The sequence below is a fragment of the Gilvibacter sp. SZ-19 genome (assembly GCF_002163875.1).
Classification (GTDB): domain Bacteria; phylum Bacteroidota; class Bacteroidia; order Flavobacteriales; family Flavobacteriaceae; genus Gilvibacter.
Window position 1 is genome coordinate 501,072 of record NZ_CP019333.1, and the last position, 24,561, is coordinate 525,632.

General features: G+C 43.2%; 26 protein-coding genes and 1 other RNA gene. 11 read left to right on the forward strand and 16 right to left on the reverse strand.

Translation table 11 applies throughout. From position 1 onward, the window contains the following. Positions 1 to 77 precede the first annotated feature (77 nt). Positions 78 to 1,877, reverse strand: a complete 1,800-nt coding sequence (typA, locus tag BTO09_RS02270) for a translational GTPase TypA (protein ID WP_087523117.1) — start codon at positions 1,875 to 1,877, stop codon at positions 78 to 80. A 114-nt stretch (positions 1,878 to 1,991) separates the two neighbouring features. Between typA and BTO09_RS02275 the strand changes: the two genes are divergently transcribed. Together BTO09_RS02275 and kdsA are read left to right on the forward strand one after the other, a co-directional pair. Then, positions 1,992 to 3,413 (forward strand): T9SS type A sorting domain-containing protein, encoded by a 1,422-nt coding sequence (locus BTO09_RS02275; protein ID WP_157663405.1) that lies wholly within the window; start codon positions 1,992 to 1,994, stop codon positions 3,411 to 3,413. Positions 3,414 to 3,461: 48 nt separating this feature from the next. Then, positions 3,462 to 4,280 carry a 3-deoxy-8-phosphooctulonate synthase gene (gene kdsA, locus BTO09_RS02280; protein ID WP_087523119.1) on the forward strand — a complete coding sequence of 273 codons (819 nt, stop codon included), beginning with the start codon at positions 3,462 to 3,464 and terminating at the stop codon, positions 4,278 to 4,280. On the opposite strand, the gene BTO09_RS02285 is transcribed toward kdsA, so the two are convergent. After that, entirely contained in the window at positions 4,271 to 4,630 is a 360-nt protein-coding gene (locus BTO09_RS02285; RefSeq protein ID WP_087523120.1) for a DUF1801 domain-containing protein, read from the reverse strand. The genes kdsA and BTO09_RS02285 overlap by 10 nt on opposite strands. Positions 4,631 to 4,666: 36 nt before the next feature. Here BTO09_RS02285 and BTO09_RS02290 point away from each other — a divergent pair, with 36 nt between their 5' ends. The 6 genes from BTO09_RS02290 to BTO09_RS02315 all read left to right on the forward strand — a co-directional run bounded on the left by BTO09_RS02290 (position 4,667) and on the right by BTO09_RS02315 (position 9,217). Then, complete coding sequence (locus BTO09_RS02290; RefSeq protein ID WP_087523121.1) at positions 4,667 to 5,632, forward strand: transglutaminase domain-containing protein; 966 nt, start codon at positions 4,667 to 4,669, stop codon at positions 5,630 to 5,632. 259 nt (positions 5,633 to 5,891) lie between these two features. Next, complete coding sequence (locus BTO09_RS02295; protein ID WP_087523122.1) at positions 5,892 to 6,497, forward strand: hypothetical protein; 606 nt, start codon at positions 5,892 to 5,894, stop codon at positions 6,495 to 6,497. Further along, a complete protein-coding gene (locus BTO09_RS02300) occupies positions 6,498 to 6,797 on the forward strand; it encodes a transcriptional regulator (RefSeq protein WP_087523123.1) in 300 nt (99 codons plus the stop codon). 51 nt (positions 6,798 to 6,848) lie between these two features. Further along, a complete protein-coding gene (gene creD / locus BTO09_RS02305) occupies positions 6,849 to 8,195 on the forward strand; it encodes a cell envelope integrity protein CreD (protein WP_198356515.1) in 1,347 nt (448 codons plus the stop codon). Beyond that, positions 8,185 to 8,850 (forward strand): DUF1361 domain-containing protein, encoded by a 666-nt coding sequence (locus tag BTO09_RS02310; RefSeq protein ID WP_087523125.1) that lies wholly within the window; start codon positions 8,185 to 8,187, stop codon positions 8,848 to 8,850. The genes creD and BTO09_RS02310 overlap by 11 nt, the downstream gene beginning before the upstream one ends. Then, the gene (locus tag BTO09_RS02315) at positions 8,840 to 9,217 is read left to right on the forward strand and encodes a DUF2809 domain-containing protein (RefSeq protein WP_087523126.1); all 378 of its coding nucleotides are present in this window, start codon (positions 8,840 to 8,842) and stop codon (positions 9,215 to 9,217) included. Before BTO09_RS02310 ends, BTO09_RS02315 begins: the two co-directional genes overlap by 11 nt. On the opposite strand, the gene BTO09_RS02320 is transcribed toward BTO09_RS02315, so the two are convergent. The 9 genes from BTO09_RS02320 to BTO09_RS02355 are packed head-to-tail and all read right to left on the reverse strand — an operon-like array spanning position 9,210 to position 15,622. Continuing rightward, the gene (locus tag BTO09_RS02320) at positions 9,210 to 10,691 is read right to left on the reverse strand and encodes a cryptochrome/photolyase family protein (protein ID WP_087523127.1); all 1,482 of its coding nucleotides are present in this window, start codon (positions 10,689 to 10,691) and stop codon (positions 9,210 to 9,212) included. The genes BTO09_RS02315 and BTO09_RS02320 overlap by 8 nt on opposite strands. Next, on the reverse strand, positions 10,688 to 10,825 hold the full coding sequence (locus tag BTO09_RS02325) for a DUF2256 domain-containing protein (RefSeq protein WP_087523128.1): 138 nt from the start codon (positions 10,823 to 10,825) through the stop codon (positions 10,688 to 10,690). Before BTO09_RS02325 ends, BTO09_RS02320 begins: the two co-directional genes overlap by 4 nt. Beyond that, complete coding sequence (locus BTO09_RS02330; RefSeq protein ID WP_087523129.1) at positions 10,826 to 11,473, reverse strand: flavin reductase family protein; 648 nt, start codon at positions 11,471 to 11,473, stop codon at positions 10,826 to 10,828. Next, positions 11,470 to 12,960 carry a cryptochrome/deoxyribodipyrimidine photo-lyase family protein gene (locus BTO09_RS02335; protein WP_232454985.1) on the reverse strand — a complete coding sequence of 497 codons (1,491 nt, stop codon included), beginning with the start codon at positions 12,958 to 12,960 and terminating at the stop codon, positions 11,470 to 11,472. The genes BTO09_RS02330 and BTO09_RS02335 overlap by 4 nt, the downstream gene beginning before the upstream one ends. Further along, positions 12,927 to 14,063 (reverse strand): FAD-binding domain-containing protein, encoded by a 1,137-nt coding sequence (locus BTO09_RS02340; protein ID WP_087523130.1) that lies wholly within the window; start codon positions 14,061 to 14,063, stop codon positions 12,927 to 12,929. The genes BTO09_RS02335 and BTO09_RS02340 overlap by 34 nt, the downstream gene beginning before the upstream one ends. Next, positions 14,015 to 14,290: a TIGR03643 family protein gene (locus BTO09_RS02345; RefSeq protein ID WP_087523131.1), complete on the reverse strand. Its 276-nt coding sequence runs from the start codon at positions 14,288 to 14,290 to the stop codon at positions 14,015 to 14,017. The genes BTO09_RS02340 and BTO09_RS02345 overlap by 49 nt, the downstream gene beginning before the upstream one ends. Beyond that, positions 14,287 to 14,754: an SRPBCC family protein gene (locus BTO09_RS02350; RefSeq protein ID WP_087523132.1), complete on the reverse strand. Its 468-nt coding sequence runs from the start codon at positions 14,752 to 14,754 to the stop codon at positions 14,287 to 14,289. Before BTO09_RS02350 ends, BTO09_RS02345 begins: the two co-directional genes overlap by 4 nt. Continuing rightward, positions 14,754 to 14,927, reverse strand: a complete 174-nt coding sequence (locus BTO09_RS14460) for a Lacal_2735 family protein (protein WP_157663406.1) — start codon at positions 14,925 to 14,927, stop codon at positions 14,754 to 14,756. Before BTO09_RS14460 ends, BTO09_RS02350 begins: the two co-directional genes overlap by 1 nt. Positions 14,928 to 14,929: 2 nt before the next feature. Further along, complete coding sequence (locus BTO09_RS02355; protein WP_087523133.1) at positions 14,930 to 15,622, reverse strand: SDR family NAD(P)-dependent oxidoreductase; 693 nt, start codon at positions 15,620 to 15,622, stop codon at positions 14,930 to 14,932. Positions 15,623 to 15,766: 144 nt separating this feature from the next. Here BTO09_RS02355 and BTO09_RS02360 point away from each other — a divergent pair, with 144 nt between their 5' ends. Together BTO09_RS02360 and BTO09_RS02365 are read left to right on the forward strand one after the other, a co-directional pair. Next, the gene (locus tag BTO09_RS02360; protein WP_087523134.1) at positions 15,767 to 17,236 is read left to right on the forward strand and encodes a M28 family peptidase; all 1,470 of its coding nucleotides are present in this window, start codon (positions 15,767 to 15,769) and stop codon (positions 17,234 to 17,236) included. Between the two features lie 13 nt (positions 17,237 to 17,249). After that, the gene (locus tag BTO09_RS02365) at positions 17,250 to 18,548 is read left to right on the forward strand and encodes a M20/M25/M40 family metallo-hydrolase (protein ID WP_087523135.1); all 1,299 of its coding nucleotides are present in this window, start codon (positions 17,250 to 17,252) and stop codon (positions 18,546 to 18,548) included. On the opposite strand, the gene BTO09_RS02370 is transcribed toward BTO09_RS02365, so the two are convergent. Beyond that, positions 18,549 to 19,763 (reverse strand): NAD(P)-dependent oxidoreductase, encoded by a 1,215-nt coding sequence (locus tag BTO09_RS02370; protein ID WP_087523136.1) that lies wholly within the window; start codon positions 19,761 to 19,763, stop codon positions 18,549 to 18,551. It abuts the gene before it with no gap. A gap of 117 nt (positions 19,764 to 19,880) precedes the next feature. Between BTO09_RS02370 and ssrA the strand changes: the two genes are divergently transcribed. Then, positions 19,881 to 20,280: a transfer-messenger RNA gene (gene ssrA / locus BTO09_RS02375) on the forward strand. A gap of 464 nt (positions 20,281 to 20,744) precedes the next feature. Here the strand turns inward: ssrA and BTO09_RS02380 are convergent. The 4 genes from BTO09_RS02380 to BTO09_RS02395 form a co-directional block, all read right to left on the reverse strand. Next, on the reverse strand, positions 20,745 to 22,115 hold the full coding sequence (locus BTO09_RS02380) for a hypothetical protein (RefSeq protein ID WP_157663407.1): 1,371 nt from the start codon (positions 22,113 to 22,115) through the stop codon (positions 20,745 to 20,747). 528 nt (positions 22,116 to 22,643) lie between these two features. Further along, entirely contained in the window at positions 22,644 to 23,621 is a 978-nt protein-coding gene (locus BTO09_RS02385) for an aldose epimerase family protein (protein ID WP_087523138.1), read from the reverse strand. A gap of 65 nt (positions 23,622 to 23,686) precedes the next feature. Then, entirely contained in the window at positions 23,687 to 24,091 is a 405-nt protein-coding gene (locus BTO09_RS02390; RefSeq protein WP_087523139.1) for a rhodanese-like domain-containing protein, read from the reverse strand. A gap of 13 nt (positions 24,092 to 24,104) precedes the next feature. Beyond that, positions 24,105 to 24,416, reverse strand: coding sequence for a rhodanese-like domain-containing protein (locus BTO09_RS02395; RefSeq protein WP_087523140.1), 312 nt, complete (start codon positions 24,414 to 24,416; stop codon positions 24,105 to 24,107). Between the last annotated feature and the right edge of the window lie 145 nt (positions 24,417 to 24,561).

Sequence of the window (24,561 nt, forward strand, 5' to 3'; positions counted from 1 at the left end):
TTGCTGCAGAATTTAGCGTGAAGGTAAAAAAATTGATGGCCCTGACCTAATACCTACTGCAACTTAAACGCCAGAATCTAGGAATTGTTTTTCGCGCGTTTACGATCCACTTCCTTGAGCAAAATCTTGCGAAGTCTCAAATGGTTTGGAGTCACCTCAACGTATTCGTCCTTTTGGATGTATTCCAATGCTTCTTCTAGAGAGAACTTGATTGCAGGCACAATCCGCGCCTTATCGTCAGCTCCTGCAGAACGTACGTTAGTCAATTTCTTGGTCTTGGTTACGTTAACGGTCATATCATCACCACGAGAATTCTCTCCAATTACCTGCCCTTCGTAGATCTGCTCTCCCGGATCGATAAAGAATTTTCCGCGTTCCTGGAGTTTATCAATAGAATAAGGAATAGCTGTTCCGTTCTCCATAGAGACCATACTTCCGTTGATGCGCTCTGGAATTCCTCCTTTTAGCGGTTGGTATTCCAAGAAACGGTGGGTCATAATTGCCTCACCTGCAGTTGCGGTGAGTAATTGATTTCTAAGACCGATGATCCCACGAGAGGGAATCAAGAAGGTACAGATCATACGATCTCCTTTGGCCTCCATAGAAGTTATATCACCTTTACGCATGGTAACCAATTCCACAGCCTTCCCACTTACCGTTTCTGGCAAGTCGATGGTCAATTCCTCAAAAGGTTCGCATTGCACTCCGTCTATGGTCTTTACAATAACCTGTGGTTGCCCTATCTGCAATTCATAACCTTCTCGACGCATGGTCTCGATAAGTACAGAAAGGTGTAACACCCCACGGCCAAAGACCATGAATTTATCGGCGCTGTCTGTTGGCTGAACACGCAAGGCCAAGTTCTTTTCCAATTCACGCTCCAAGCGCTCTTTGATGTGACGCGAGGTCACGAACTTGCCGTCCTTTCCGAAGAAAGGAGAATCGTTGATGGTAAAAAGCATGCTCATGGTTGGCTCGTCTATAGCAATGGTAGCCAAAGCTTCTGGAGCTTCCACATCGGCAACAGTATCGCCGATCTCGAATCCTTCCAATCCAACTAGCGCACAAATATCACCAGCGTGAACTTCACTTACTTTTTTACGCCCAAGACCTTCGAAAGTGTGTACTTCTTTGATCTTAGATTTTATCTGAGTGCCGTCTCTTTTGATCAGAGACACCTGCATTCCTTCTTTAATGTTTCCGCGTTGTACGCGTCCGATGGCGATACGTCCGGTAAAAGATGAATAGTCCAAACTGGTCACCAACATTTGTAGGCTACCCTCCTCCACTTTTGGCGATGGAATGTGCTCCATAACCATTTCTAAAAGCGGCTCAATGGAGTCGGTTGGCTGCTGCCAATCCTCGCTCATCCAATTCTGCTTGGCCGAACCATAAACAGTTGGGAAGTCCAGCTGCCACTCTTCTGCTCCCAATTCGAACATTAGGTCAAAGACAGCTTCGTGTACCAAGTCAGGTGTACAGTTCTCTTTGTCCACTTTATTGATCACCACACAAGGTTTCAACCCAAGGGAGATGGCCTTTTGCAGTACAAAACGAGTTTGTGGCATTGGACCTTCAAAGGCATCCACTAACAAAAGTACACCGTCTGCCATATTCAATACGCGCTCCACTTCTCCACCAAAATCGGCGTGACCTGGAGTATCGATGATGTTGATCTTGGTCCCTTTGTAATTTACCGCTACGTTCTTAGAAGTAATGGTGATCCCGCGCTCGCGTTCCAGATCGTTATTGTCTAGAATAAGCTCTCCGGTCTGTTGGTTCTCGCGAAACAACTCACAGTGATACATGATCTTGTCTACCAAGGTGGTCTTACCGTGGTCTACGTGCGCAATAATGGCGATGTTCTTGATGTTCATGGTTCCTTTGTTTAAGGCGGTGCAAAAGTAGGGTTTAATAATTGATTTAGATGGGGTTAGCTAAGGTTATTTTAGTATATTTATTTAGTCCCCACCAATTCAAATACATTAGTGGTGAAAATCAACAGCTTACTTTGTTTATTACTATGTTTTCAGACCCTCGGTTTTGCGCAGTTCGGGGAGCAACAGATTATAGATGCCTCAGTAGCGAATAGTAGAAGTGCACGAGCAGGTGATATCGATGGGGATGGCAATTTAGACCTTGTGACCAATTCGAACTTTGGCAACGAACTAATTTGGCATAAACAGCTAGATGGCGACGGAAATTTTTCTGAGGCCATACTTATCACTGCCGCTATTGGAAATGTAGAATTCTTTGAGCTCGCAGATATGGACAATGACACCGATCTGGACATAGTTTTCCTGACCAATACAATAGACAAGATCGCTTGGTTAGAGAACCTAGACGGACTTGGTAATTTTGGCCCTGAACAAGTGATCTTTGCCGATCATTATGGCTATACCCTATCTGTTGCCGATGTAAATGGCGACGATCTGCCAGATATATTTACAACGATGGTCTTTGTAGAAGGAGGGTTTAATGTGGTGAAATTCTTTTGGTTAAAAAACGAAGGCGACGGCAGTTTTACACCCAATTTTATAGAAGACAGCTGGAATGAACTAACCGATGTGATCCCTGCGGACCTTGACGGCGATGGCGATCTAGACATCATTACCGGAGTAAGTCCCGTTTTAGCTCCAGGAGCCTTTCTTTGGTACGAGAACACCGATGGTATGGGTAACTTCGGAGCCTATAATTTCATCTATCAGCACGATCTATTCTTGGAAGCCTCCTATCAGATTGTCCTTTCGAACATCTCACATAGTGATATCAATGGCGATGATATTCCAGATCTGGTATACAGTGTCATTCAGCCAGAAACAGGCTTTCGCATTTATTGGATGAGAGGCTTAGAAGCTACAGGTGGTTTTTCGAACCCTATAGAAATAGACAATCCACCCGGGGAATATATCATAGACCTGCAATTGGCCGATATCGACAACGACAACGATCTCGATCTGGTTTGTGGGTTGCTCGTAGCCAACGATATCCGTTGGTATGAGAATATTGAGGGAGAAGCTGTTTTTGCCGACGCCCGAATCGTCTCCACAGCGATAAATGAAATAGTTAGTTTAAATAGCGGCTTTATAGATTCAGACGAGTATATCGATCTGTTCTCTGTTTCCAAGGTAGACTCCAAGGTAGCTTGGTACAAGAACCTCGGAGTTTTAAATAATCCTGAATTTGATAGTTATAAGATTGAGGTATATCCCAACCCCAGTGATGGTGTGGTACATGTTCGATCCGAAGTACCTCTAGCTCAGCTGAGGGTCTACAATATTCTCGGGCAAGAAATAAAGTCACTAGCCGCTGCAAGCAGCATAGATCTCTCGGAGCTTAACGCTGGTGTTTACTTCTTAAAAATAACTACTGCGGATGGGCAGCAGCTTGTAAAAAGAATCCTGCTCGATTGAAATACACAAGGCGGCAATTAATTATCTTTGCCCAATAAATTCAAGTTGATGAACCTTAGCAGTATTCCAAAGCTCAAAAACACCGACAGCAATAACTTTTTCCTAATGGCCGGCCCTTGTGCCATTGAGGGGGAAGAAATGGCCATGCTTATAGCAGAAAAGGTCAAAGCCATCACCTCACGCCTGAAGATTCCTTACATCTTTAAAGGGAGCTTTAAAAAGGCGAACCGCAGCCGTTTGGACAGCTTCACGGGTATTGGAGATATCAAAGCCTTAGAAATTCTCAATAAGGTTGGAACTGCATTCGATCTGCCAACCGTTACCGATATTCACGAGGTAGAAGATGCGGCAAAGGCTGCAGCATATGTAGACGTGCTTCAGATTCCTGCCTTTTTGGTTCGCCAAACTGATCTGGTTGTGGCTGCTGCCAAAACGGGCAAGGTGGTCAACTTGAAAAAGGGACAATTCATGAGCCCTGAGAGTATGCAGCACGCGGTGACCAAAGTACTTGAAAGTGGAAACGACAAAGTTATGGTTACCGATCGCGGCACCATGTTCGGGTATCAAGATATGGTTGTAGACTTTAGAGGGATCCCAACCATGAAGAATTTTGCCACTACGGTCTTAGATGTGACTCACAGCTTGCAGCAACCCAATCAGAGCAGTGGAGTAACTGGCGGACGCCCGGAAATGATAGCCACTATCGCAAGAGCAGGAATTGCAGCAGGAGTAGACGGACTTTTTATAGAAACACATTTTGACCCGGCCAATGCTAAAAGTGATGGTGCGAACATGCTCGATCTTGCCTTACTGGAAAAATTATTGTCGGATCTAACCGCCATCCGCAAAACCATCAATCAGCTGTAAAAACCGCGATCACGGACGCTTAGCGCGTCGGCAATCACCTCTTCTAAGATCTGTTGATCTACCGCTTCAAGCGAGTTGTAGCGCAATGACTTCATGACCTTTCTGCCCTTGGTCTCCAAATGTTCTAGGTGAACACTTAAATGCGCCGCATGCCAAAAACCAAGATCCACATAGCCCTTGGTGACGTTGAGATAACAAAAGGGTTTATCATCTATATAAAAGAACGGGATCCGATATTTATACTTAAGAACTGCCTCAGGAGCCATTCGTCGAATGGTTGCTTCCAAATGCAAGAGAATGCTTTTAAAAGGCTCTGTTTGGTCTAAAATATAGGCTTCTGCTGGGTTCAATATATTTCGTAACTTTTAGTACCAATAAAGATACGAATGCGATTACTAATAGGCTTTCTATTTTTTAGCCTGATAACTTATGGGCAACAGACGGCTCATGTACAGCAGGTTATGGCCTCTTACCCTTCTGAATTTACTTCGGTACAGCAGTTGGCCCATCGCATTGCTTATGATTTTAAGACAGATGCCGAACGCGTTGAGGCCATATACAGTTGGATCACAGCGAATATTAGGTATGACTACAATTACCTGTATCAGCAAAAACCAAAACACATTTGGATTAGATATCGGACTGAAGCCGAAAAGAAAGAAAAAGAGATCGCCGCTTTAGACCAGCGCTTAAACGACATCTTACAAAACAAACATACCCTCTGCTATGGGTATAGCAATTTGTTTATGCGCCTCTGTGACTTGGTTGGCGTAAAAGCCGTTTCCATTAATGGGTATACCAAAAGCACAGTGGCTGTTATTGGCGGCGGTACTGCGTTTAAAAATCATACTTGGAATGCTGTTTACTTAGAAGGGCGCTGGCAATTGTTCGATCTAACTTGGGCTGCCGGATATACCGACGTTTTGTCCGAACGATGGAAAGCGCAGCGTAACGATTACTATTTTGGGACCGATCCGCAGCAACTCATAAGCACCCACTTGCCCGCAGACCCGAACTGGCAACTTTTACCGCTGCCCTTGAGTGAGCAAGCCTTTTTTGAAAATCCAATTTATTACCCAAGTTACTTCAGTGATCGTTTGATCTTAAGTGCTTCGGAGGATGGAGTCCTGCAAAAGAACAACAGAAAGGTGAGCATTACTTTTGCAAGCTTACCTAAAGGCCGTACGCTTTTTTACACTGTGGATGGCAACACCAAATTAGTACAAGTAGATCGAATAAAACTTACTGCGGATGGGCAATATCGCATAGATATTTACGGCTTAAAGAAAAATGCCAAACAATTAACGCTTTATTACAATCTAAGTCCTGCGATTGATTTCAAGCTTTTGTAGGAATAAAAAAAGGGCGGAGCTTAACGCTTCACCCTTTCAATAGAATCCTGATTTTATCAACTCCCCAATTGAAAAAATCTATGTAGTAAAGGTCTCTAAATAGCGTGGTCCCGACAATAGGAAATTCCCCTTTTTTAAAACAGGGTTTTTCCTATTTTGAGTTATGGTCTAGCCGTAATAGGTGCAAGAATGACTTTATGATTTCTTTAATAGATAATTGAAATTAATTATTAACTTTGTATTTCAAAGTACTTTCAATATGAGTGACCAAGACTACTTAAACGAGCTCTCGGAGATCAAATCTCTGATGAATAGATCAACTCGATTCATTTCACTGAGCGGTCTTTCGGGTATCATGGCTGGGATCTACGCACTTATAGGTGCTGGACTTTCTCTTGTCTTTGTTAACCCTACCCATGAAAACTATATCAACTTAAGCAGCTGGAATTTCAAGTTGATGTTGATCTTACTGGGGAGTGTCGCCCTACTCTCCGTTGGCACAGCCTTGATTCTTTCTATGCGAAAAGCTAAGAAAAATGGAGAACAACTTTGGGATGCAACCACGCAAAGACTTTTGATCAATTTCCTAATACCCATGGTTACCGGAGGAATCTATATCATCATAAAATTGCAAAGTCAACATTACGGTCTCACGGCAGCATTGATGCTCATCTTTTACGGACTGGCCCTGGTAAACGCTTCGAAGTACACCGTAGGTAATATCAGATATCTAGGATACGCCCAATTGATTTTAGGGCTTATCTGTGCCGCGATGCCAGGATTTGGATTCTGGTTTTGGGTGCTTGGTTTTGGAATCTTACACATTGTTTACGGGAGTATGATGTATCTTCAAGGCCATAAATAAATGGGACTTTTAGACAACATAAATAAACTATTTGATCATCGAATACGCTTGGGCATAATGTCCATTCTGGCGGTGAATGAAGAGGTATCTTTTAATCGCCTAAAAGAGTTGCTCGATGTAACTGATGGAAATTTAGCCAGTCATATCAAAGCTTTAGAGAAAGCGGAATATATCGTTGTTGAAAAGACATTCATTGGCAGAAAGCCCAATACCCGCTATAAGGCAACTAGAATCGGTAAGAAAGCCTTTAGTGCACATATAAACGCTCTAGAAAAACTGATCAAAAAGAATAAGAACTAAATTTTTTTCATTTTACACTTTGTATTTCAAAGTACTTTTAAATCATAAATCATGTCACAAAAAGGAAAATTCTCAAATTGGTTAAAGACCTCCATTACTGCCCGAATGCTAGTGGTCGGGCTTCTTATCATAGCACTCTTGCTTCCACTCTCATTTGTTCAAAGCCTTATTTACGAACGCTCCTTTAGGCAGCAAGAGGTCGTGGCAGAGATCAATAATAAATGGGGTGAGGCCGTAGTTTTCTCAGGGCCAATCCTACAAATTCCGTACAAAACATACGTCACCGAACAAGTTTACGATCAAGCCACTAAGGAGACCTCTACCGTAACTAGAACGGTAGTAAAGAAGGTATTCTTTCTCCCAGCTACATTAGATTATAAGGCTCAGGTTACAACTAAACCCCTGCAGCGAAGCATTTACGAAACTGCAGTGTACTCTTCCGAGATAACAACATCTGGTAAATTCGCAGATATAGATTTCTCCCTTTTTGATATTTCTGCGGAGGATGTTCTTTGGGACAAAGCCACCCTACTGCTTAAAACCTCAAACTTAAAAGGCATCAAAAGCAATCTGGAAATCCAATTAGATGATCAGGTCCTTGCAGTTAGTCCGATTCACTCTTCGTCACTTATGCACAGTATTGAATCGCAACCTATAAAGGATTTACAACGATTGACCGAGGCCGCTATCGAATTTAACTTTAGCTTTAAGATCAACGGTAGTGAATCACTTCAATTTGTCCCCTTAGGGAAAGACACCAAAGCTGCGGTTATTTCCAACTGGGATTCTCCGAGCTTTAATGGACATTTCTTACCCAATGACGAGACCAAGGAAATTTCCGCGAATGGCTTTAAAGCCGATTGGACCATTCCGCAACTCAGCAGAAAATTTGAACAGCAGTTTTTAAACAGCTTACCCGATCTATCTGAAGCCGCTTTTGGAGTGAAGCTTGTGATTCCAGTAGATCATTACACCAAAAGTGAGCGATCGTCCAAGTATGGTTTTCTAGTTATCGGCTTAACACTCTTGGTATTTCTACTAATTCAAATAGTTAGCATGGTCTATATTCACCCTTTTCAATATTTACTTATTGGATTGGCCTTAGTTCTCTTTTATACACTACTTGTTTCTATTTCCGAGCATCAAAATTTCAATATGGCTTATTTAATTTCTGGAACGGCTACAGTTGGATTAGTGAGTCTATTTGCAAAAGCAGTACTTAAAAGTGTAAAGTTCGGTTTGCTGATCTTAGGTTCAATGTCTGCACTATACGGTTTTATTTTCACGATCATTCAACTAGAAAGCTATGCGCTTTTGGTTGGTAGTGTTGGACTCTTCCTTATCCTAGCGATCATCATGTTTGTGACCCGTAAAATAGATTGGAGTAATGAGAGCTAATTCTAATTACAAGGTGCACGCATTATCGTGCACCTTGACCCTTTTGGGGATAGCCTTGTTAATGTTACGCTTTGTGCTTACACACACTATTTTCTATGCTTTTTTAGTCTGGAACCTATTTTTAGCGGCACTACCCTTTTTCATCTCGCAAACAGCCACTAAGCTAAATACGACAAAAACACCCAAGATATTTGTGCTTCTTTTAAGTGGATTATGGCTCTTATTTCTCCCCAATTCTTTTTACATAATTACAGATCTTAAACACCTCGTCCTCGCTACAGAGCGCACCGTATTACTAGACGTGATTTTGGTTTTATGCTTTGCCATTAACGGTGTGGTATTGGGCTTTTATGCGATCGATCTAATGTTGGAAACCCTAACCCGCTTCTTTCCGAAGCTACCGAAGCGCCTGAGTCTATCGGTCTTGTTTTTACTCTGCGGATTTGGGGTTTACCTAGGTAGAGAATTGCGTTGGAACAGTTGGGATATACTCACCCAACCCCTACCGCTACTGGAAGACATATTTCTGCGCCTAAGCAGGCCTTTTGAATACTTAAAAACTTGGGGGATCACTATTATTTTTACCCTTTTTCTAGGAATCCATTATTACTTTTTCAGTCTTTTAAGAACCAAATCTGAAGCTCATGAAAATTAGGTTACGTTATCTTGGGATAGCCGCTTTGATCTTTGTGGCCGAGGCGGCAATTGCCATTTACTGCAAAAAGGGGTTTATAAGGCATTGGTTCGGTGACTTTTTAGTTGTTGTCCTGCTCTATTGTACCACCCAAGCCTTATGGCCTGGTGCGGTTCTTAAGCGAGTTTTATTTGTGGGGATAGTGGCCCTGAGTATTGAACTGCTTCAGACCACAGAATTTCTCACAACCATTGGCTTACAGGAATATAGATGGGCACGCTTGGTATTCGGAACTACATTTAGCTGGAGCGATCTATTGGCTTATTTTCTTGGCTTGTTGAGTGTAGTCCTTGTAGAATGGCGATTAACAGGTAATCGGATCAAGTAAGCGTCTCAAAATACTCCTGAGCCCTAGATATCAGGCCACTGCGCTTTTCTGCGTCCCACTTATCAAAGGTCCCTAGCAACATAGCCAAACGCGGGTTTGAACTAAAGAATTCTCTTTGCTTGTCCATAAAATGCCAAAATAGCGCATCCCAGATCTCTTGCCAGTCGCCTTTGGAGTAATTGCTCATTTTAAGAATATAATTGCTACTGCTTATATAAGGCTTAGTGGCAAAGAATCCGCCGTCGGCGAATTGACTCATGCCATACACATTAGGCACCATGACCCAATCGTAGGCATCAATAAACAACTCCATGAACCATTTGTAAACCTCCTTAGGGTCAAATTCGCACAAAAGCATGAAATTCCCTAGAACCATAAGGCGTTCAATATGGTGGCAATACCCTGTCTTAAGCACCTTTTTTATGGTATCATCAATTGGAGGAATTCCGGTCTCGCCGGTATAGAAAGATTTTGGAATCTTTCGGTCAAATCCCCAATAATTAGTAGTGCGCATAGGAACACCCTTGGCCATATACATACCTCGGATGAACTCTCGCCAGCCCATGATCTGTCTTACAAAACCTTCTAAACTCTGGATCTTGATATCGTTCTCTTGGGCATATTCCAGGCTCCTGTCCAAAACGTACTGTGGCGTCAATAAGCCCACATTCAGCATCGGGGTCAAAACAGAATGATGCAAATAGATCTCCTCTTTGACTATAGCGTCTTCATACGGACCAAAGCCGGCAAATCGTTGCTCTAAGAACTGTTCGAACCAATCCTTTGCCGACTCGAAATCCAAGGCGTATAAAGGGGAATCGGTGGTCTGGCCGTAATTATCCTCAAAGTGATCTTCTACATAATTCAGCGCCTCTTTGTAGGCCGAGGTAGTGTCGGGAAACTGAATATTAGGTGGCGTTTTCCCTTTGGGATATTTCTTTCGGTTCTCCGTGTCATAAGTCCACTTGCCACCCTCCGGGTCATCGGATCCCGTGATCAATATATCCCTCGCCTTGCGCTCATTCTTGTAAAAAGTGGTCTGATGAAACTTCTTCTTATCGGCTCTGAAAAAATCAGAAAGCTCCTCACGAGTGTTCAAAAACATTGGACTTTCCAATACTTTGAGCTCCAATTCTTCCGCCTCACAGGCCTCATGCAGCCATTTGTCTAGATAGAAATCAACCGGATCTACTACTAAAATTTTTGTGTAGTCATTATCCTTTAGCCATGCGACCAGCTTTTTCAAGGGCGCGTGATCTTCGTGAAACTCCACATAAGTGCAATTATAGCCTTCTGTATCCAAATAGGAGGCATAGGTCTTAAGTGTAGCCCTGTGATAGACCAACTTCTGCTTGTGAAATTTCTGATAGGTAAAAAGCAGCGGCGACTCCACCAAGACCACATCCGTATCCGTCGATAGGGCTGGGTGATCTTTAAAGAGTTGATGCGGAAAAATTAGGCTAACCGTGCTCATGAGTTCTTGTTTTTATTTCCGCTACAGCGTTTACTGCAATACTTGACCTGCTCCCAGTCACGCTCCCACTTTTTTCTCCAAGTGAAAGGTCGGCAACAAGTTGCACAAATTTTGGTCGGTAGCGGTTTTTTCATTTATACAGATTTATCAAATGGTGGAACTTCTTCCACTCGGGCATAAGGGTAATCGCCAACTTCTTGCATTCGGTAATAAGTATTCAAACCTGAAATACCGGCTATCTCGAGTTTTTCGAGATTCAACTTTCCGTTCACCTCATCTACCCAATTTGGGACTTCTATCAATTCTATCTGACCAATTACGAATAAGGTACCATTCTGTGGAATTGGGATCTCATTGACCTTTTTAAGACCGATCTTAACCGGAGACTCCTTGACAAAAGGTGCGGGAAAATCGTTTAAGTATTCTGGCGTGAATCCGCAGCGCTCAAATTCACTCACTCCTTCGTCGAATTTGGCAGAGGTGTAATGGGCTTGTTTGGTATGCGAGGCAGGCACATGATTAATGGTATAATAACCGTTGTGCTCCATATTGTTGTAAGTATCGCGTCTAAACTCAAAATGAGGCCGAAGCACAAAACCTATAAAAGGCGGGTTGCTCCCCAAATGGACCACAGAACTAAAAATGGCCAAATTCTCATGACCGTCCTGACTAACTGTACCGATCAAATTAGCCGGTTTAACACCGGTAATTGAATTGATCAAATGCAGGCGCTTAATGCGATCCATTTGGGCAATATCACTATGCGTGTACTTTGTTTTCATTTGATGCGTCGGGTATGTGTTTTTAAAATTCGTTGTTTTTCTTTTTGTACCTGCGGATGCTTTCTATGACCGTAAATACGCTGGCGTGCTGCTTTACCGGAACTTTCTAGATCTACAAGAGGCAGCGGATAATCCACGCCCAACTCAAAATTCATGAATTGTTGTTCCATGGGGGTCAAGGTCCAAGGTTGGTGAATGTGGGTAGTGGGAACCTCTCGTAATTCCGGCACCCATTGCTTAATAAATTCACCATCCGGATCGTGATCCAAACCTTGCTTTACCGGATTATACATACGAACAGTATTTACACCTGTGGTTCCAGCTTGCATTTGAAACTGCGGATAGTGGATCCCCGGCTCGTAGTCTAAGAACAACTGGGCCAAATGATAGACCCCATCGCGCCAATCTTGTCCTAAATGATGACAAAAAAAGGAAACCAGCATGGCACGCATTCTAAAGTTTATCCAACCAGTGGCATGTAAACAACGCATGTTCGCATCGACCATAGGATAACCGGTCTGGCCGCTCTTCCAAGCTTTGATAAAGGCTTCATTACGCTGCCAATCCATGTGTTCGTAACCCCGATTGATACACAAGGTCTCGTACTCACACTCTACCTCGAACTTCTGTATAAAATGTGAACGCCACTTGACCCGAGTCAAAAAACCATTAAAAGCCCTCTTATTATTTGCCGCGTTGGGGTGATTCTTTACATACTGATAGACCTGCTTCACCGAAAGACAACCCCAAGCTAAATAAGGAGAGACCCTTCCGCAGCTATACCTACTGCCCAAAGGTTTTGAGATCTGCCGCATATAATTGCGCCCTCGCTCTTCACAAAAGCTCTTTAAGTACTTCCACCCCATGGTCTCTCCAGGTGCTTGATAAGCCGCCGGATACGCACTCCAGGCTTGTTTTAAAGTCTCAGGTATTTGAAATTTGTGTTTCCAATCCAGAGTTAAATCCGGATCAAAACTGTTGTTGATCAATGGCGAATGCATCTTGACAAACCACGCTTTGTCCCAACCATCGCGGTTTTGAATGCCGCGAAGCACTCCTTCCCGCTGAAATTCCAGCCATTCAATGTTATTCTGAAGGCAAAGTTGAGCAACTTCTTTATCGCGATCCCAACTCAGTTGTACTCCACTTTCCCTATAACTAAAGAGTCGTTTTACTCTGTATTTGTGTAAGATCTCGCTAAAGACCACCACGGCATCTGCGTAGCAAATGCCCAAGGTCCGCCCTTGGACTCCCAAAGTCTTTTTTAAATCTTGAAGCGATTCAAAAATGAATTGATTGTGTCTTAGACTACACTGCGGATGAGCGAGCAAGGTAGGCTCAAACAAATAAAGGATCAGATAGGGTATTCCAGCAGCCTCGGCCGCTGCAAGTGGCTCGTGATCCTGTGAACGCAGATCGCGTTTTAACCAAACGATATTAATTTCAGGGCGACTCAAAAGCGCAACTCCTTTTCCGCTTTTTTCCAAAAAGCAAAGAAAGAGCGGTGGGTTCCTTGTACGCTAGTCATCCAATCACGAGGATGCTCGGTTCCGCGATAATCAGTATTTAAAGGATGCTCCTTATAATGAATCTTTGAAACGCCTAAGTTTGCTTCAAGGGCATTAAAACTGCCAACAAAGTGCTGCAAATTGGGGATATTCTCACCTAAAGCCATCGCAAAATCCACAGCTTTTTGGCCTATCGGGTACTGCTCAAAAACTTCTGGCTCCCAAAGCATAATGCGGTTCATATCCTGATCATCCAACCACTGCGGATCCAAATTGTAGTAGTTATAGACCGCTGTTGGCAAGGACTCATCAATTTGAAGCTCCGCTGGTTTGGGTAAAGGCGTTTCGAGATTCCAGTCGCTACTGGCTGCAAGTTCACTGGGTTGTTCCAGTGCTGCAAGTTCCTCATAGGTCACGTCCAGAAAAGTACCTTTCTGTTTACTAAAGGTGTATTTATTGATGTTGTCTTGATTGGCAATATACTTTTTGCCAGCATTGCTACCAGCAACCCATTGCCAACTCAAAGCATTGCTCGCCCAATCGCCGTCGAGTAAGTGATAATACATCCAACGGGCCGGTTGCTTCCAGTGCGCTCCGCCTTGATTACACGTAATGGCTGCGGTATACATACGGATGTGGTTGTGCATATATCCATTAGTGTACAATTGCTCAATGGCGCTATCTATGGCGTCAATACCTGTTTCGGCTTGGTCAACTGCAGCGACCATATTGTGATGTTTTACATCGGGTTGCGGACGTTTAAAATCTTGGTTGATGTTCTCTCCTTGATCTTTCCACAAGGTCTGCCAATAGTCTCGCCAGGCCAATTCCTGCACAAATTTTTCGACCTCATATTTCTTGTAGCCTTCTGCTTTGAGAAAGTCCAACACATACTTGGTAGAAATAACGCCACGCGAAATATAGGGCGACAAATAGGTTACATCCCCATTGATAAAGTTACGCGTCTTAGCATATCGCTTAGGGCGAATGGCCTCGACCCGTTTCTGAATCGCATCAAAATCGGTTGGAAAGTCTAGCGCTTGCTGATCTTGTTTCCGGTTATTTGTCGTTGACGGCTGCATTTGAATCGGTCTATTTCTGGGTTTCGTTTCTTAAGGTGCTTTTGGCTAACTCCGCTGTTAACGCGCTTGCGCCACAAATTAAAACTAGAGCGTTTCAGCTCGCGTCTCATGAGTTTGATCACCTCTTTCTCAGGCAATCCAAACTGAGCTTCTATGGCTTCAAAGGGAGTGCGATCTTCCCAAGCCATTTCAATAATGCGGTCTATGGCTCTTTCGTCTAACTTCATTTGAATTCTCCGAAGCGTTTATTTACAGCCTGAACGCGATAATCAAAGATCTCTTTGAGCTTCTTGCGAATGACCAAGCTGTTCATAATAGATCCCAAAATTCCAAAAGGAGGCTGATACGAAACAATATCGCGCATCATAACACCGCCTTCTATCGGCTCAATGAAATGTTGATGATGCCACAGCTTGTATGGCCCCACACGTTGCTCGTCTATAAAATAGGCTTTGTCGGTCACCTTGGTGATCTCTGTGACCCAAGTTGTAGGAATACCCAGCAGGGGTTTTACGATATAGCTGATTATCATTCCCGGATACATCTTTTCCGGCAGGTCTTCTGAGGTGATATCGAACCCCATATAATCTGGTGTGATCTCTTTTAAATTGGCCGGAGACGAAATAAAATCCCACACCTCATCTATGGTGGCTGGTATTTTCTGACTGCGTTTAAACTGATAGAATCCCATTAGTTGGCGTTTTGAATGACGTCAATTTTCTTGTTGATCTCTTCTGCCTTGGCGTACATTTCGTCGCTGGCTTTTCTGTTAGAGGTAGACAAACGCTGTGCCTCTGCCATGGCTTTGGCATAAGCTTCGCTAAGCTTTTCCAATTCCGATTTCTTTTTGAACAATCCAAACATAATTACACTTTTAAGGTTGAGATTCCCCCGTCTACTTGTAGCACCTGTCCGGTGATCCAGCTAGAAGAGTCGTTTAGTAAAAAAGAGGCAGCATTGGCTATATCTTCTGGAGCACCGATCTTCTGAAGCGGATGCCTTTTGGCGTTGGCTTCTTTCTTATCGTCAGAACTCAATAATCGCGAAGCCAATGGTGTATCGGTAATTGAAGGCGCAATTGCATTGACACGCACCGTTGGCGCAAGTTCTGCAGCTAAGGCACGTGTGAGTCCCTCTATAGCACCCTTGGACATGGCGACTTGCGTATGAAAATTAAAACCAGACTGCACGGCAACCGTTGAAAACATGACCACAGAACCCTTGCCATTCTTTAACGGCTCTAAAGCGTGTTGTATAGCGCGAACAGCTCCACCAACCTGCAAATCAAAATCTGCTTGGATATTCTCTTTCTTAAGTCGCTTGAAAGGCAGTAGATTAATCGCCCCTGGGCAATAAGCCAAGCCGGCAATGGCATCTGGGAGTTCCGGCATAGTTGCATTCTCGTCGGTTACATCTAACTGATGAAACGATACATTGTCTAGTTCTTGCGGTGTAGTGGAATTATAAGTCGCTATGACCTTGTGGCCTTGATCGCTCAGCATTTTTACTAATGCCGCGCCGATACCACTTGTTCCACCGATCACTAAATAGGTCTTCATGTTTTACTTTTTGTTTAAACAAAATTACTATTTATTAAACAAAATATGCTTAAAGAAATTATAATTCCTTCTTATATACCCATAGCAAGCTTTCTATCCCCAATGAATTGACTATTTTTAGGGGACTAAATCAAAACATTCATCATGCAAAAAACACTATTCTTTATTGCTTTCCTTTTCTGCGGATTTGCGACTTTGGCGCAATCTGACGTACAAATGGTAGAAGAGACCGTGAGTCGTTCCAACATAGAAGGACATATTTATTTTTTAGCGGACGATTTATTAAAAGGGCGTCAAACAGGAACTCCCGAACTTAAAATTGCCGCGACCTATCTCGCAACGCAACTTCGCAGCTACGGAGTTAAACCAGATCCGACAACAGGAAGTTACTTCCAGGCCATGCCGATGCAGAAGAATTTCCCACCAGCAACAATGGAATTGACCGTCAATGGGCAAAAAATGGAAAATGCTGTGGCCATGAGCCAAGGTAATGTAGACTTCAGCGGAACAATGGTTTATATGGGCTTTGGACTAGAAGCCGACTACCAAGATGTTGACGTTAAAGGAAAAGTGGTGATTGTTAAAGCCGGAAACGAAGAAGGTGGCGGCGCTCAGCAAGCCTTTGGTCTAATAGGTGATAAAACTGCCTTAGCGCAAAAGAACGGTGCTATTGGCGTTATAGAATTTATAGACACCAACGACCAGATCTGGGGCTTTATAGATCATCAATTCAACGAACCAAGAGTTGGACTTGCCAGCTCTGAGGACGAAGAAGACAGCATACCCTTTCTGTGGGTAAAAGATACAGGAGGAACTATCGCTGCAGGACTGTGGCAAAAGAATCCGGAAGGAAGTTTTACTATGGCAAAAAAGGCCGCGGAAAAATTAGACAGCTACAATGTTGTAGGTTGGGTAGAAGGCTCGGATCCGAAGTTGAAAGAAGAATTCATCATTTATTCCGGGCACTATGACCACGTGGGCATTGGTACTCCAGATGCAACAGGAGATACTATTTACAACGGAGCTAGAGACAATGCTGTTGGGGTGACCACTGTATTGAGTATGGCAGAGAACCTCGCCAAATATCCTACCAAAAGATCGGCCTTGTTCATTCTATTTACCGGAGAAGAAATGGGTCTTCTAGGAAGTCGTTATTATGTGGAGAATCCCATATTGCCATTGAATAAGATGGTCTACTGTTTTAACAGTGACAACGCCGGTTACAATGATACTTCCTTGGCTACGATAATTGGTTTGCCAAGAACTACTGCAGCAGATCATATTAAAAATGCCTGCAAGCAATTTGGTTTGACCGCTGTAGATGACCCAGCTCCAGAACAAGGCTTGTTTGACCGTTCTGACAATGTGAACTTTGCCCGTGTTGGTATTCCTGCTCCTACCTTTAGTTTAGGATTCACTGCCTTTAACGGCGATGTGACCAAATACTACCACAGACCTGGAGATGAGGCCGATAACATTGACTATGAGTATATGGAAAAGTTCTTCAAGTCTTATGTCTTGGCAGGACGCCTCATAGGGAACGATCCTGTAACTCCTACTTGGACCGCAGGCGACAAATACGAAGAGGCTTCTAAAGAACTTTACGGCAACTAAAAACCACAACAAAATGAAAAAATACTACTGCTTTCTGTTAATGCTGGCGCTTCCATTTCTTGGCAATGGTCAAGAGCTATCCGAAGTTGAAAAAAAGATCATTGCTGCCGTGGCGGCCAACAATGCCGAACAGCTGGATTTTCTGAAAGCAGTAGTTAATATTAATTCAGGAACCTTGAACCTAGAAGGCGTAAAAGCTGTAGGCGATTTTATGGCCAAGGGCTTTAAAGACATCGGATTTGAAACCACGTGGATAGACATGCCTGCCGAGATGAACCGTGCCGGACACCTTTTTGCAGAAACAAAAGGCGATAGCGGGAAACGCCTTTTACTTATAGGGCATTTGGATACGGTTTTTGAGGCCGACAGTCCTTTTCAAGAGTTTAAAATGGTCAATGATAGCATTGCTCATGCCCCTGGTGGAAACGACATGAAAGGCGGAAATGTGGTGATCTTATATGCACTAAAAGCATTGCAAGACAATGGTCTGTTAGACGATGCCCAGATCATTGCGGCCTTTACGGGAGACGAAGAATCCACAGGAAAACCCTTGAGTATAAGTCGAGCAGAACTTATAAATGCGGCCAAACGCAGTGACATAGCCTTGGGATTCGAAACCGCTACCGGGTTCAACAATGCGACCATTGCCCGTAGAGGTGCCTCTGGCTGGAAGGTGACCACCAGCGGAAAACGCGCCCACTCCTCTGGTGTATTCAGAGAAGGGATAGGTGCCGGAGCGATCTTTGAAATGTCACGTATCTTGAATGAATTCTACAATGAAGTTAAGGGGCCGGAATACCTCACCTTTAACCCAGGTCATATTTTAGGTGGAACTTTTGTGGAATATGACGAAGCCAACTCCAAAGGAGAAGCTTACGGTAAATCCAATGTGGTTGCACAAACTGCCGTGGTAAAAGGCGGCTTGCGTTTTATAACCGAACAACAAAAAGATGAGGCCCGCGCTAAAATGCGTGAGATCGTTGCCAATAATTTACCCATGACCTCTGCAGAGATCAGCTTTATAGACTCATATCCGGCCATGCCTCCATCTGAAGGCAATAAGGCCTTGTTGGAAGTACTTAACCAAGTGAGTTTAGATATGGGACAAGGCGGTGTTGAAGCCTGGGATCCTGGCCGACGCGGAGCTGCAGATGTTTCCTTTGTAGCGCAGTATGTAGACTGTCTGGACGGCCTAGGCACTATGGGCTCCAGAGCACATACTCCAGAAGAGACCGTAAATCTCAACACTATAGAGGCACTGACTGCCAGAGCGGCAATTTTGATCTACAGATTGATAAATACGGAGCGCTAATTACTCCTTCCCGTCTACGTAATCTTGTAAGTAGGCAAAGCGTTCGGTAAGGGTACCTTCTGAGGTTGTCATTCGGGCGCGTTCTAGAATGCCTTTCTTGTCTCCATTGAAGAAGGCAGGAATCACGTGTTCCATAAACATATCTCCAAATCCTTCTGAAGCGTCCTTGGGTAACTCACAAGGTAAATTATCTACGGCCATTACAGCAATGGATCCAGGAGCCTTAAAATCTACTTCGGATTCTGCCTCAGGATCATAACCGTAAAAAGGGTCAGCTATGGTTGACGGCCGGATCGTTGAAGCAATTGGCCCGTCTATATCGCAAGATACATCGGCCACTAAATTGATATTGAAATCTGGATGACGTACATCTTCTCGAGTAAACAAAAACGGGGCTCCGTCGCCGTAGAAATGTCCTGTAATGAACATATCACTCACCTTGGCGTACTTCATCAAGTCGCTTTCGTAGCCCGTCGGGTCGGCGTAAAAGGCGTATTTATCCATAGGCGCGCCATCGGTGCGTTTGTTGTATTCGGTGACGTCGATCGTGCAATATACAGGCTCGTCGTAAGACTTAGACAAATAGTCGGCATCGGCGACCTCACGGATCTGCAAATGGTCTAAGATCTCTTTGGCGCCTTTGGCAACCTTGCCTGTTCCGCTTAGTATGATTCGGATATTTGGCAGGCTGATCTTATCTAATTCTGCTTTGACCTCTTTTAAGTCCGCCAAGTGCTCCACCTTAGGCAAATCGAACAAGCCGTCGCGAATTCCCAACAAGCGGAAACCATTATAGGCTCCTACTAAACCGGCATAGCGTCCAAAACCAATTAGGCGAGCTCCACTTTTCTTAACAATGGTCTCGTGGTCGTACAGCTCTATTTTTTTGTCTAAAATAGCTTTGAGCAGCTTTCTGTTATAGGGCTGCTTTTTAATGGTGTGCGAAAAGAAAAAGTACTTCTTATTGGGAATAAGTGCCTCAACAGGAACCTCCTTGACCCCCAACATCACATCTGCATCAGAAACATCGTCAAGCACAGCCACACCAGCTTTGGCGTAGGCCTCATCCTTAAAAATGCGGATTTCACTAGATTCTACCACTAACTCCGCCTCCGGAAAGCTTTGCATGACTTCCTGACACTTTTCAGGTGAAAAAACCACTCTTTTGTCTGGTGGAGACTTGCGTTCTTTGATTATGGCGAATTTAACTGGCATTTGGAATACTTTTTGTTCAATTAGTAAGGCGAGCAAAGATACAGTATTTCGTGTATCTTTGCGCCCCGAAGTAGTGCTAGCGGCACACTTTGGGAATAGCGATCTTTGAAAACTCAAGGGGCCGACTGGTTTTGACAGCGGGACCAATTGAAATGTAAGCATATCGAGCGTTGAACCACAGCTCGTTAATCTCATGATTCACACTTTTTAAACGGCGAGAATAACTACGCCCTAGCTGCATAATCTGAATTATAGTAGGATAATGCCTCGGTCTACAAGGTAGACAAGCAGGAACGCTCTCGAAAGCCTTGGTTTACGGCATTCGATATAGAGCGTTCGTAAAAGTAAACCTAGCCGCTTTAGGGCTTTGATAAGGCGGCGAAACTCAAATTGAAGCTAAGCCTGTTCTTGGTAGTCTTTGACCGGGGCCAGGCCGACAATCAATTAAAGACTAAATATGTAGAAAGCATTTGAATTGCCTGTTTGGACGAGGGTTCGAATCCCTCCGGCTCCACTTCAAAAGGCTACCGAGAGGTAGCCTTTTTGCGTTACGCCTTCGGGATTCGAACCCCGAAGACCTGTTCTTTTTGAGTAGAAGTATTGAGAGATTTATAAATTGTGAGTATTACTTCCTGCGCGACAGGCCTATGCCTCGCTAAAAACATCCACCGGATGTTTTTTAAACGCTCGGCAGTCCCCGGCTCCAGGATCACTTACAACTGCAATATGGCGAAAACTAAGCGAGTCCAAAAACGCTTGCGCTTTTGAGTGAGTAAAGTTTTAGTCTCAATTTCGAAGAAATTGGCAGTTGTAATTGCAGTACCGCAGAAACAGGGGCCCGACGAAAACACAGAGTGTTTGAGTCAATCCCCGGCTCCACGTCCTTTTAATTCGAATACGGTCATCGAGTGATTTTTGCATAGCAAAAATTGTATCGAGATGGCAACATTGGTTAGGAGTGAGGTACTCTCAATAAAAAGTCTAAACTCCGTTTTGTTTCAATAGACTTTCAGGAAACTTCCAATCTTTAATCTCTAATAGATTTAATATTAACAATGACGAAATTGTATAAAGAAGTTGATTAGCCTTTATAAGTTTCTGAGAATTTATACTAGAAACACTTCCATGGGTTATCTTATTCCGCATTTCTAACAAATCATTGACCTCTACAGGAAATTTTTCTACTGGCAGATCGCTTTCAATAAGGAATTGTCGCATGTTGTTTTTCATTGGTTTATAGACGAGCTTTTTCTGCACGTACTCCCATTTATTTCGAAACATTTTATGTTCATCCTGGACGATTGTCTCTTTTAATAATTGGAAAGCATTTTTATATATTCTAGTTTTTTCTCTAACACTGACAATTAAATTGAACTCCTCAGAATTACGTTTTATTCCCGCGGAAGCTATCTCGAGAATATTATATAAGACTAGAAACTTAGAATTATGATCAAGATTTCTGGCTTGAATGAAACTTGATATCATTTTGTCCAACTTCTTTCTATTTTTCAAGTAACCTTGCGCCCAATTGAGGTTTAAAAATCCATCTGTCCCTCTTACGGACAACAAGTGATTTAAACTACTAATGCGCTTAACAATATGAGGGCTTGGAGTTTTAAAAATAAATATTTGCTTCCCTTTTAAATTTATACATGCATAGTCGTAATCTACGTTTATACCAAGATAAAAAGAGGTTGCTTTGCAAGCGATGTTCAAATAATTCGTTAATTCTATTTCATCCAAGTCATTCTTATGATGAAAGGTAATAATTGGGACTTTATTGATCTCTGTGATACTCTCATGAATACTATCAGTGTAATTAAACTCAAATTCAGGACGAAAACGAGATTGACCTAGATTATAAAATGAATCTTGGTTTACTCTCCTATTGTATACGAGATTATCGTTAACCAACTTATTTAAAGGACTATAAAAATCCTTAACCAATTCAAATCCTTGATTATTCAAATATATCTTTGAATTCTCTAAGTCTTCATCTTCCTGTGATAAATGAACAGCAATTTCACTGAGTTTAATTGACACTGCGTGCGACCTTTGTGTACCCAAATTAAAACCGGTTGTCATCCCCAAAATTTCGGATCTCGAGTAATCTATTTTTTTGAGTACAGGATTATCTCCATTTAATGTCAGTTTAACATGATCCTTAAATAGTCTATAATCTCTTTTGGAAAATATCCAATTGGCGAATTCGTTAAGTAAACCGGTTTTAGCAGTTTCATAAACTACAATTTCCACCTCACTATCTATAATATGAATTTCAGCAGGATATTCTCTTAGCTCTGAATTAATCAGAATCTCTACATTAATTGTAAACAGTCTATTTGAAGTCAATTTGAAACTAAATAACCCCACCCTCAACCCGGCCTAAACCGAAATGAAAATGGGGAGTATATGTTCCTCTAAGTTATAAAATTTTAGTCCAGATTCATGAATTTATGGATAAAGTCTGGGAATGTTTTTAACACCTAATCGCCGCGAAGCGGTGAAAAACGCGACTCCTCGCGAGTCCGTAGCAAAACAAGCTGGCAGCGGCTGGCACGAGATGTGAGGAATAGTATCGAGGCGCAGCCGAGGACGAACTCCGAACATCTGTGGCTGAGGGCAGCGTAGTTTTCAAGGATGAGCGAGCGTCGCTAGACCTTTTTGCGATGCTTCATTTTAGATGTCCACCGGACATCTAAAATTCACCAGTTGCGGCAATGGGAAAAAGGACATTGAAAAAAGAGACATAATGCCTATCTTTGACCAACTCAAAAAACTAAAAAAATGGGCGTAGGCGGCATCGTAATTGGAACAATCGTAGTGTGCTTTATTCTTGGACTCATGATCGAGATCCAGGAGCGTTTCTAAACTCTTCTCTTACTTAATTACCGAAAAACTATAGGTGGTCGCGGAGCGATACACCTCATTTGGTTGTACCACTATTGATGGGAATTCCGGGCGGTTTGGCGCATCCGGATAGCCTTGCATTTCGAGGCAAATGGCTGGGAAATCTGCATTGTTATCACCTCTTAAGCCCAAACCCTCAAAGTTAGGCGGAGTATAGACTTGTACGGCCAGCTGATTGCTCACCACCTGTATTTCAATTCCAGTTTCTGGTGCAAAGAGTCGCAAGGGTTGGTGCTCTTTTTCTAAAGCATAAGCCAGATCCAAGCCCTCCCCAATTCTATCTCCTACCCGAGCTTCCACCGAAAAGTCCTTGTTGTGTGTTTTAGTGTCTAACAGCTTTCCTGTGGGCACCACCTGCTTATCGGTTTCCAAGAATTTCTGTGTAGGAATATACAATCGATGATCTAAAACACTACCGCTACCCGCCAAATTGAAATAGGCGTGATTGCACAGATTCAAAACCGTTGTTGCATCTGTAGTGGCCTCATAGACTAGTGACAATTGGTTTTCCTCATTGAGGGTATAAGTAGCGCTAACGTGAATATTTCCCGGATATCCGCAACTTCCGGCCTCTTGTTCTAAGGCGAATATCAGCTTGTTGTTAGTCTGCTCTTTTACCGTCCAGATCTGATGCTGAAAGCCACAGCTTTCGCTGTGCAAATGCATGCCATTGTTCTGAGGCAGGGCGTAAAATTGACCATCTAGATGAAACCCTCCGCCGGAGATCCTGTTGGCCACGCGACCCACACTGGCCCCGAGACACAGATTCCAAGCCTTGGTCTTTGCAGATAGATAATCTTCTACCCTATCAAAACCCGCAACCAAGTGTTGCAGTATGCCGTGCTTATCAAGAAACTGAATATCAGTGATAGCGGCCCCAGCGTTGCTAAGGGTAACTTTGGTTCCTTTGGAATTGAACAGCGTATAGAATTGCGCTTCTCTCTGCATGGAGCGCAAGATAAAAAAAGCCGCTTCAAAATGAAGCGGCTTTAAGATCTTTAGAATCGTCTTTTTTAGGATTGTTCCTTTTCGGTTTCCTGACCCGATTCTTCCCAGAGCACAATACCTCCTTCTAGATCATAGATTTTTTTAAAGCCCATTTCTTTTAAGATCTCCGCGGCTCTAGCAGAGCGCCCACCCTTTTTACAATACACATAAACAGGCTTGTCTTTGTCTAGTGTTGCAGCCTTTTCTGCAAAGTCGTCGTCGGTCACACAGATGTTGTGCGAGTTCTTTAAATGACCTTCTAGGAATTCCTGCCCGGTGCGAACATCTACCAACTGGATACTGCTATCTTTTAGAGCTTCGCTCATTTGCTCAACAGTGATCTGCTGGATCTCGCCGGCTTTGGTCTCGGTACAGGACTGAAAAATTCCAATGGCCAAAACAAGGGTTAAAAATAAATAAGCGCGTTTCATTTGTTCTAAATTTTTACTTGGTCACGTCTCCATCCCACTCGGTAAAACCACCCAATAGATTATAAGTGGTAGCAATCCCTACGGATTCTAAAACGGCACAGGCCTGAGCACTGCGGCCGCCCGAACGGCAATAGACATAATAATTTTTGTTAGGGTCCAAAGCACTCACCGCTTCCATAAAAGCTTGTGGTTGATAAATGTCCATATGCAAAGCAGACGGAATGTATCCTTCTTCTATCTCCTCCGCAGTACGCACATCGATAATAACGGCTTCAGGGTCTTGCGCTATCTGGTCTTGCCAGGCGTCGCTTGTAAGGTCGATCATAGTCTAATAAACTTTGTTTAAGAGCTTTTAGTATGTTCAAAGTTAAGTATAACCATCAAAATTCACACCAGAATTTTTACAAAAAAGCTCCTAAGCATGCCCAAACAAGGACATCTTACCAGATTCGTAACCGCTTTTGCAAAAC

What these genes read in the sequence shown, in the direction of transcription:
- typA (WP_087523117.1), bottom strand. Translation starts at nt 1,877, where the DNA reads ATGAACATCAAGAACATCGCCATTATTGCGCACGTAGACCACGGTAAG.
- kdsA (WP_087523119.1), top strand. Translation starts at nt 3,462, where the DNA reads ATGAACCTTAGCAGTATTCCAAAGCTCAAAAACACCGACAGCAATAAC.
- BTO09_RS02290 (WP_087523121.1), top strand. Translation starts at nt 4,667, where the DNA reads ATGCGATTACTAATAGGCTTTCTATTTTTTAGCCTGATAACTTATGGG.
- BTO09_RS02295 (WP_087523122.1), top strand. Translation starts at nt 5,892, where the DNA reads ATGAGTGACCAAGACTACTTAAACGAGCTCTCGGAGATCAAATCTCTG.
- BTO09_RS02300 (WP_087523123.1), top strand. Translation starts at nt 6,498, where the DNA reads ATGGGACTTTTAGACAACATAAATAAACTATTTGATCATCGAATACGC.
- creD (WP_198356515.1), top strand. Translation starts at nt 6,849, where the DNA reads ATGTCACAAAAAGGAAAATTCTCAAATTGGTTAAAGACCTCCATTACT.
- BTO09_RS02310 (WP_087523125.1), top strand. Translation starts at nt 8,185, where the DNA reads ATGAGAGCTAATTCTAATTACAAGGTGCACGCATTATCGTGCACCTTG.
- BTO09_RS02315 (WP_087523126.1), top strand. Translation starts at nt 8,840, where the DNA reads ATGAAAATTAGGTTACGTTATCTTGGGATAGCCGCTTTGATCTTTGTG.
- BTO09_RS02320 (WP_087523127.1), bottom strand. Translation starts at nt 10,691, where the DNA reads ATGAGCACGGTTAGCCTAATTTTTCCGCATCAACTCTTTAAAGATCAC.
- BTO09_RS02325 (WP_087523128.1), bottom strand. Translation starts at nt 10,825, where the DNA reads ATGAAAAAACCGCTACCGACCAAAATTTGTGCAACTTGTTGCCGACCT.
- BTO09_RS02330 (WP_087523129.1), bottom strand. Translation starts at nt 11,473, where the DNA reads ATGAAAACAAAGTACACGCATAGTGATATTGCCCAAATGGATCGCATT.
- BTO09_RS02340 (WP_087523130.1), bottom strand. Translation starts at nt 14,063, where the DNA reads ATGCAGCCGTCAACGACAAATAACCGGAAACAAGATCAGCAAGCGCTA.
- BTO09_RS02345 (WP_087523131.1), bottom strand. Translation starts at nt 14,290, where the DNA reads ATGAAGTTAGACGAAAGAGCCATAGACCGCATTATTGAAATGGCTTGG.
- BTO09_RS02350 (WP_087523132.1), bottom strand. Translation starts at nt 14,754, where the DNA reads ATGGGATTCTATCAGTTTAAACGCAGTCAGAAAATACCAGCCACCATA.
- BTO09_RS14460 (WP_157663406.1), bottom strand. Translation starts at nt 14,927, where the DNA reads ATGTTTGGATTGTTCAAAAAGAAATCGGAATTGGAAAAGCTTAGCGAA.
- BTO09_RS02355 (WP_087523133.1), bottom strand. Translation starts at nt 15,622, where the DNA reads ATGAAGACCTATTTAGTGATCGGTGGAACAAGTGGTATCGGCGCGGCA.
- BTO09_RS02360 (WP_087523134.1), top strand. Translation starts at nt 15,767, where the DNA reads ATGCAAAAAACACTATTCTTTATTGCTTTCCTTTTCTGCGGATTTGCG.
- BTO09_RS02365 (WP_087523135.1), top strand. Translation starts at nt 17,250, where the DNA reads ATGAAAAAATACTACTGCTTTCTGTTAATGCTGGCGCTTCCATTTCTT.
- BTO09_RS02370 (WP_087523136.1), bottom strand. Translation starts at nt 19,763, where the DNA reads ATGCCAGTTAAATTCGCCATAATCAAAGAACGCAAGTCTCCACCAGAC.
- BTO09_RS02385 (WP_087523138.1), bottom strand. Translation starts at nt 23,621, where the DNA reads ATGCAGAGAGAAGCGCAATTCTATACGCTGTTCAATTCCAAAGGAACC.
- BTO09_RS02390 (WP_087523139.1), bottom strand. Translation starts at nt 24,091, where the DNA reads ATGAAACGCGCTTATTTATTTTTAACCCTTGTTTTGGCCATTGGAATT.
- BTO09_RS02395 (WP_087523140.1), bottom strand. Translation starts at nt 24,416, where the DNA reads ATGATCGACCTTACAAGCGACGCCTGGCAAGACCAGATAGCGCAAGAC.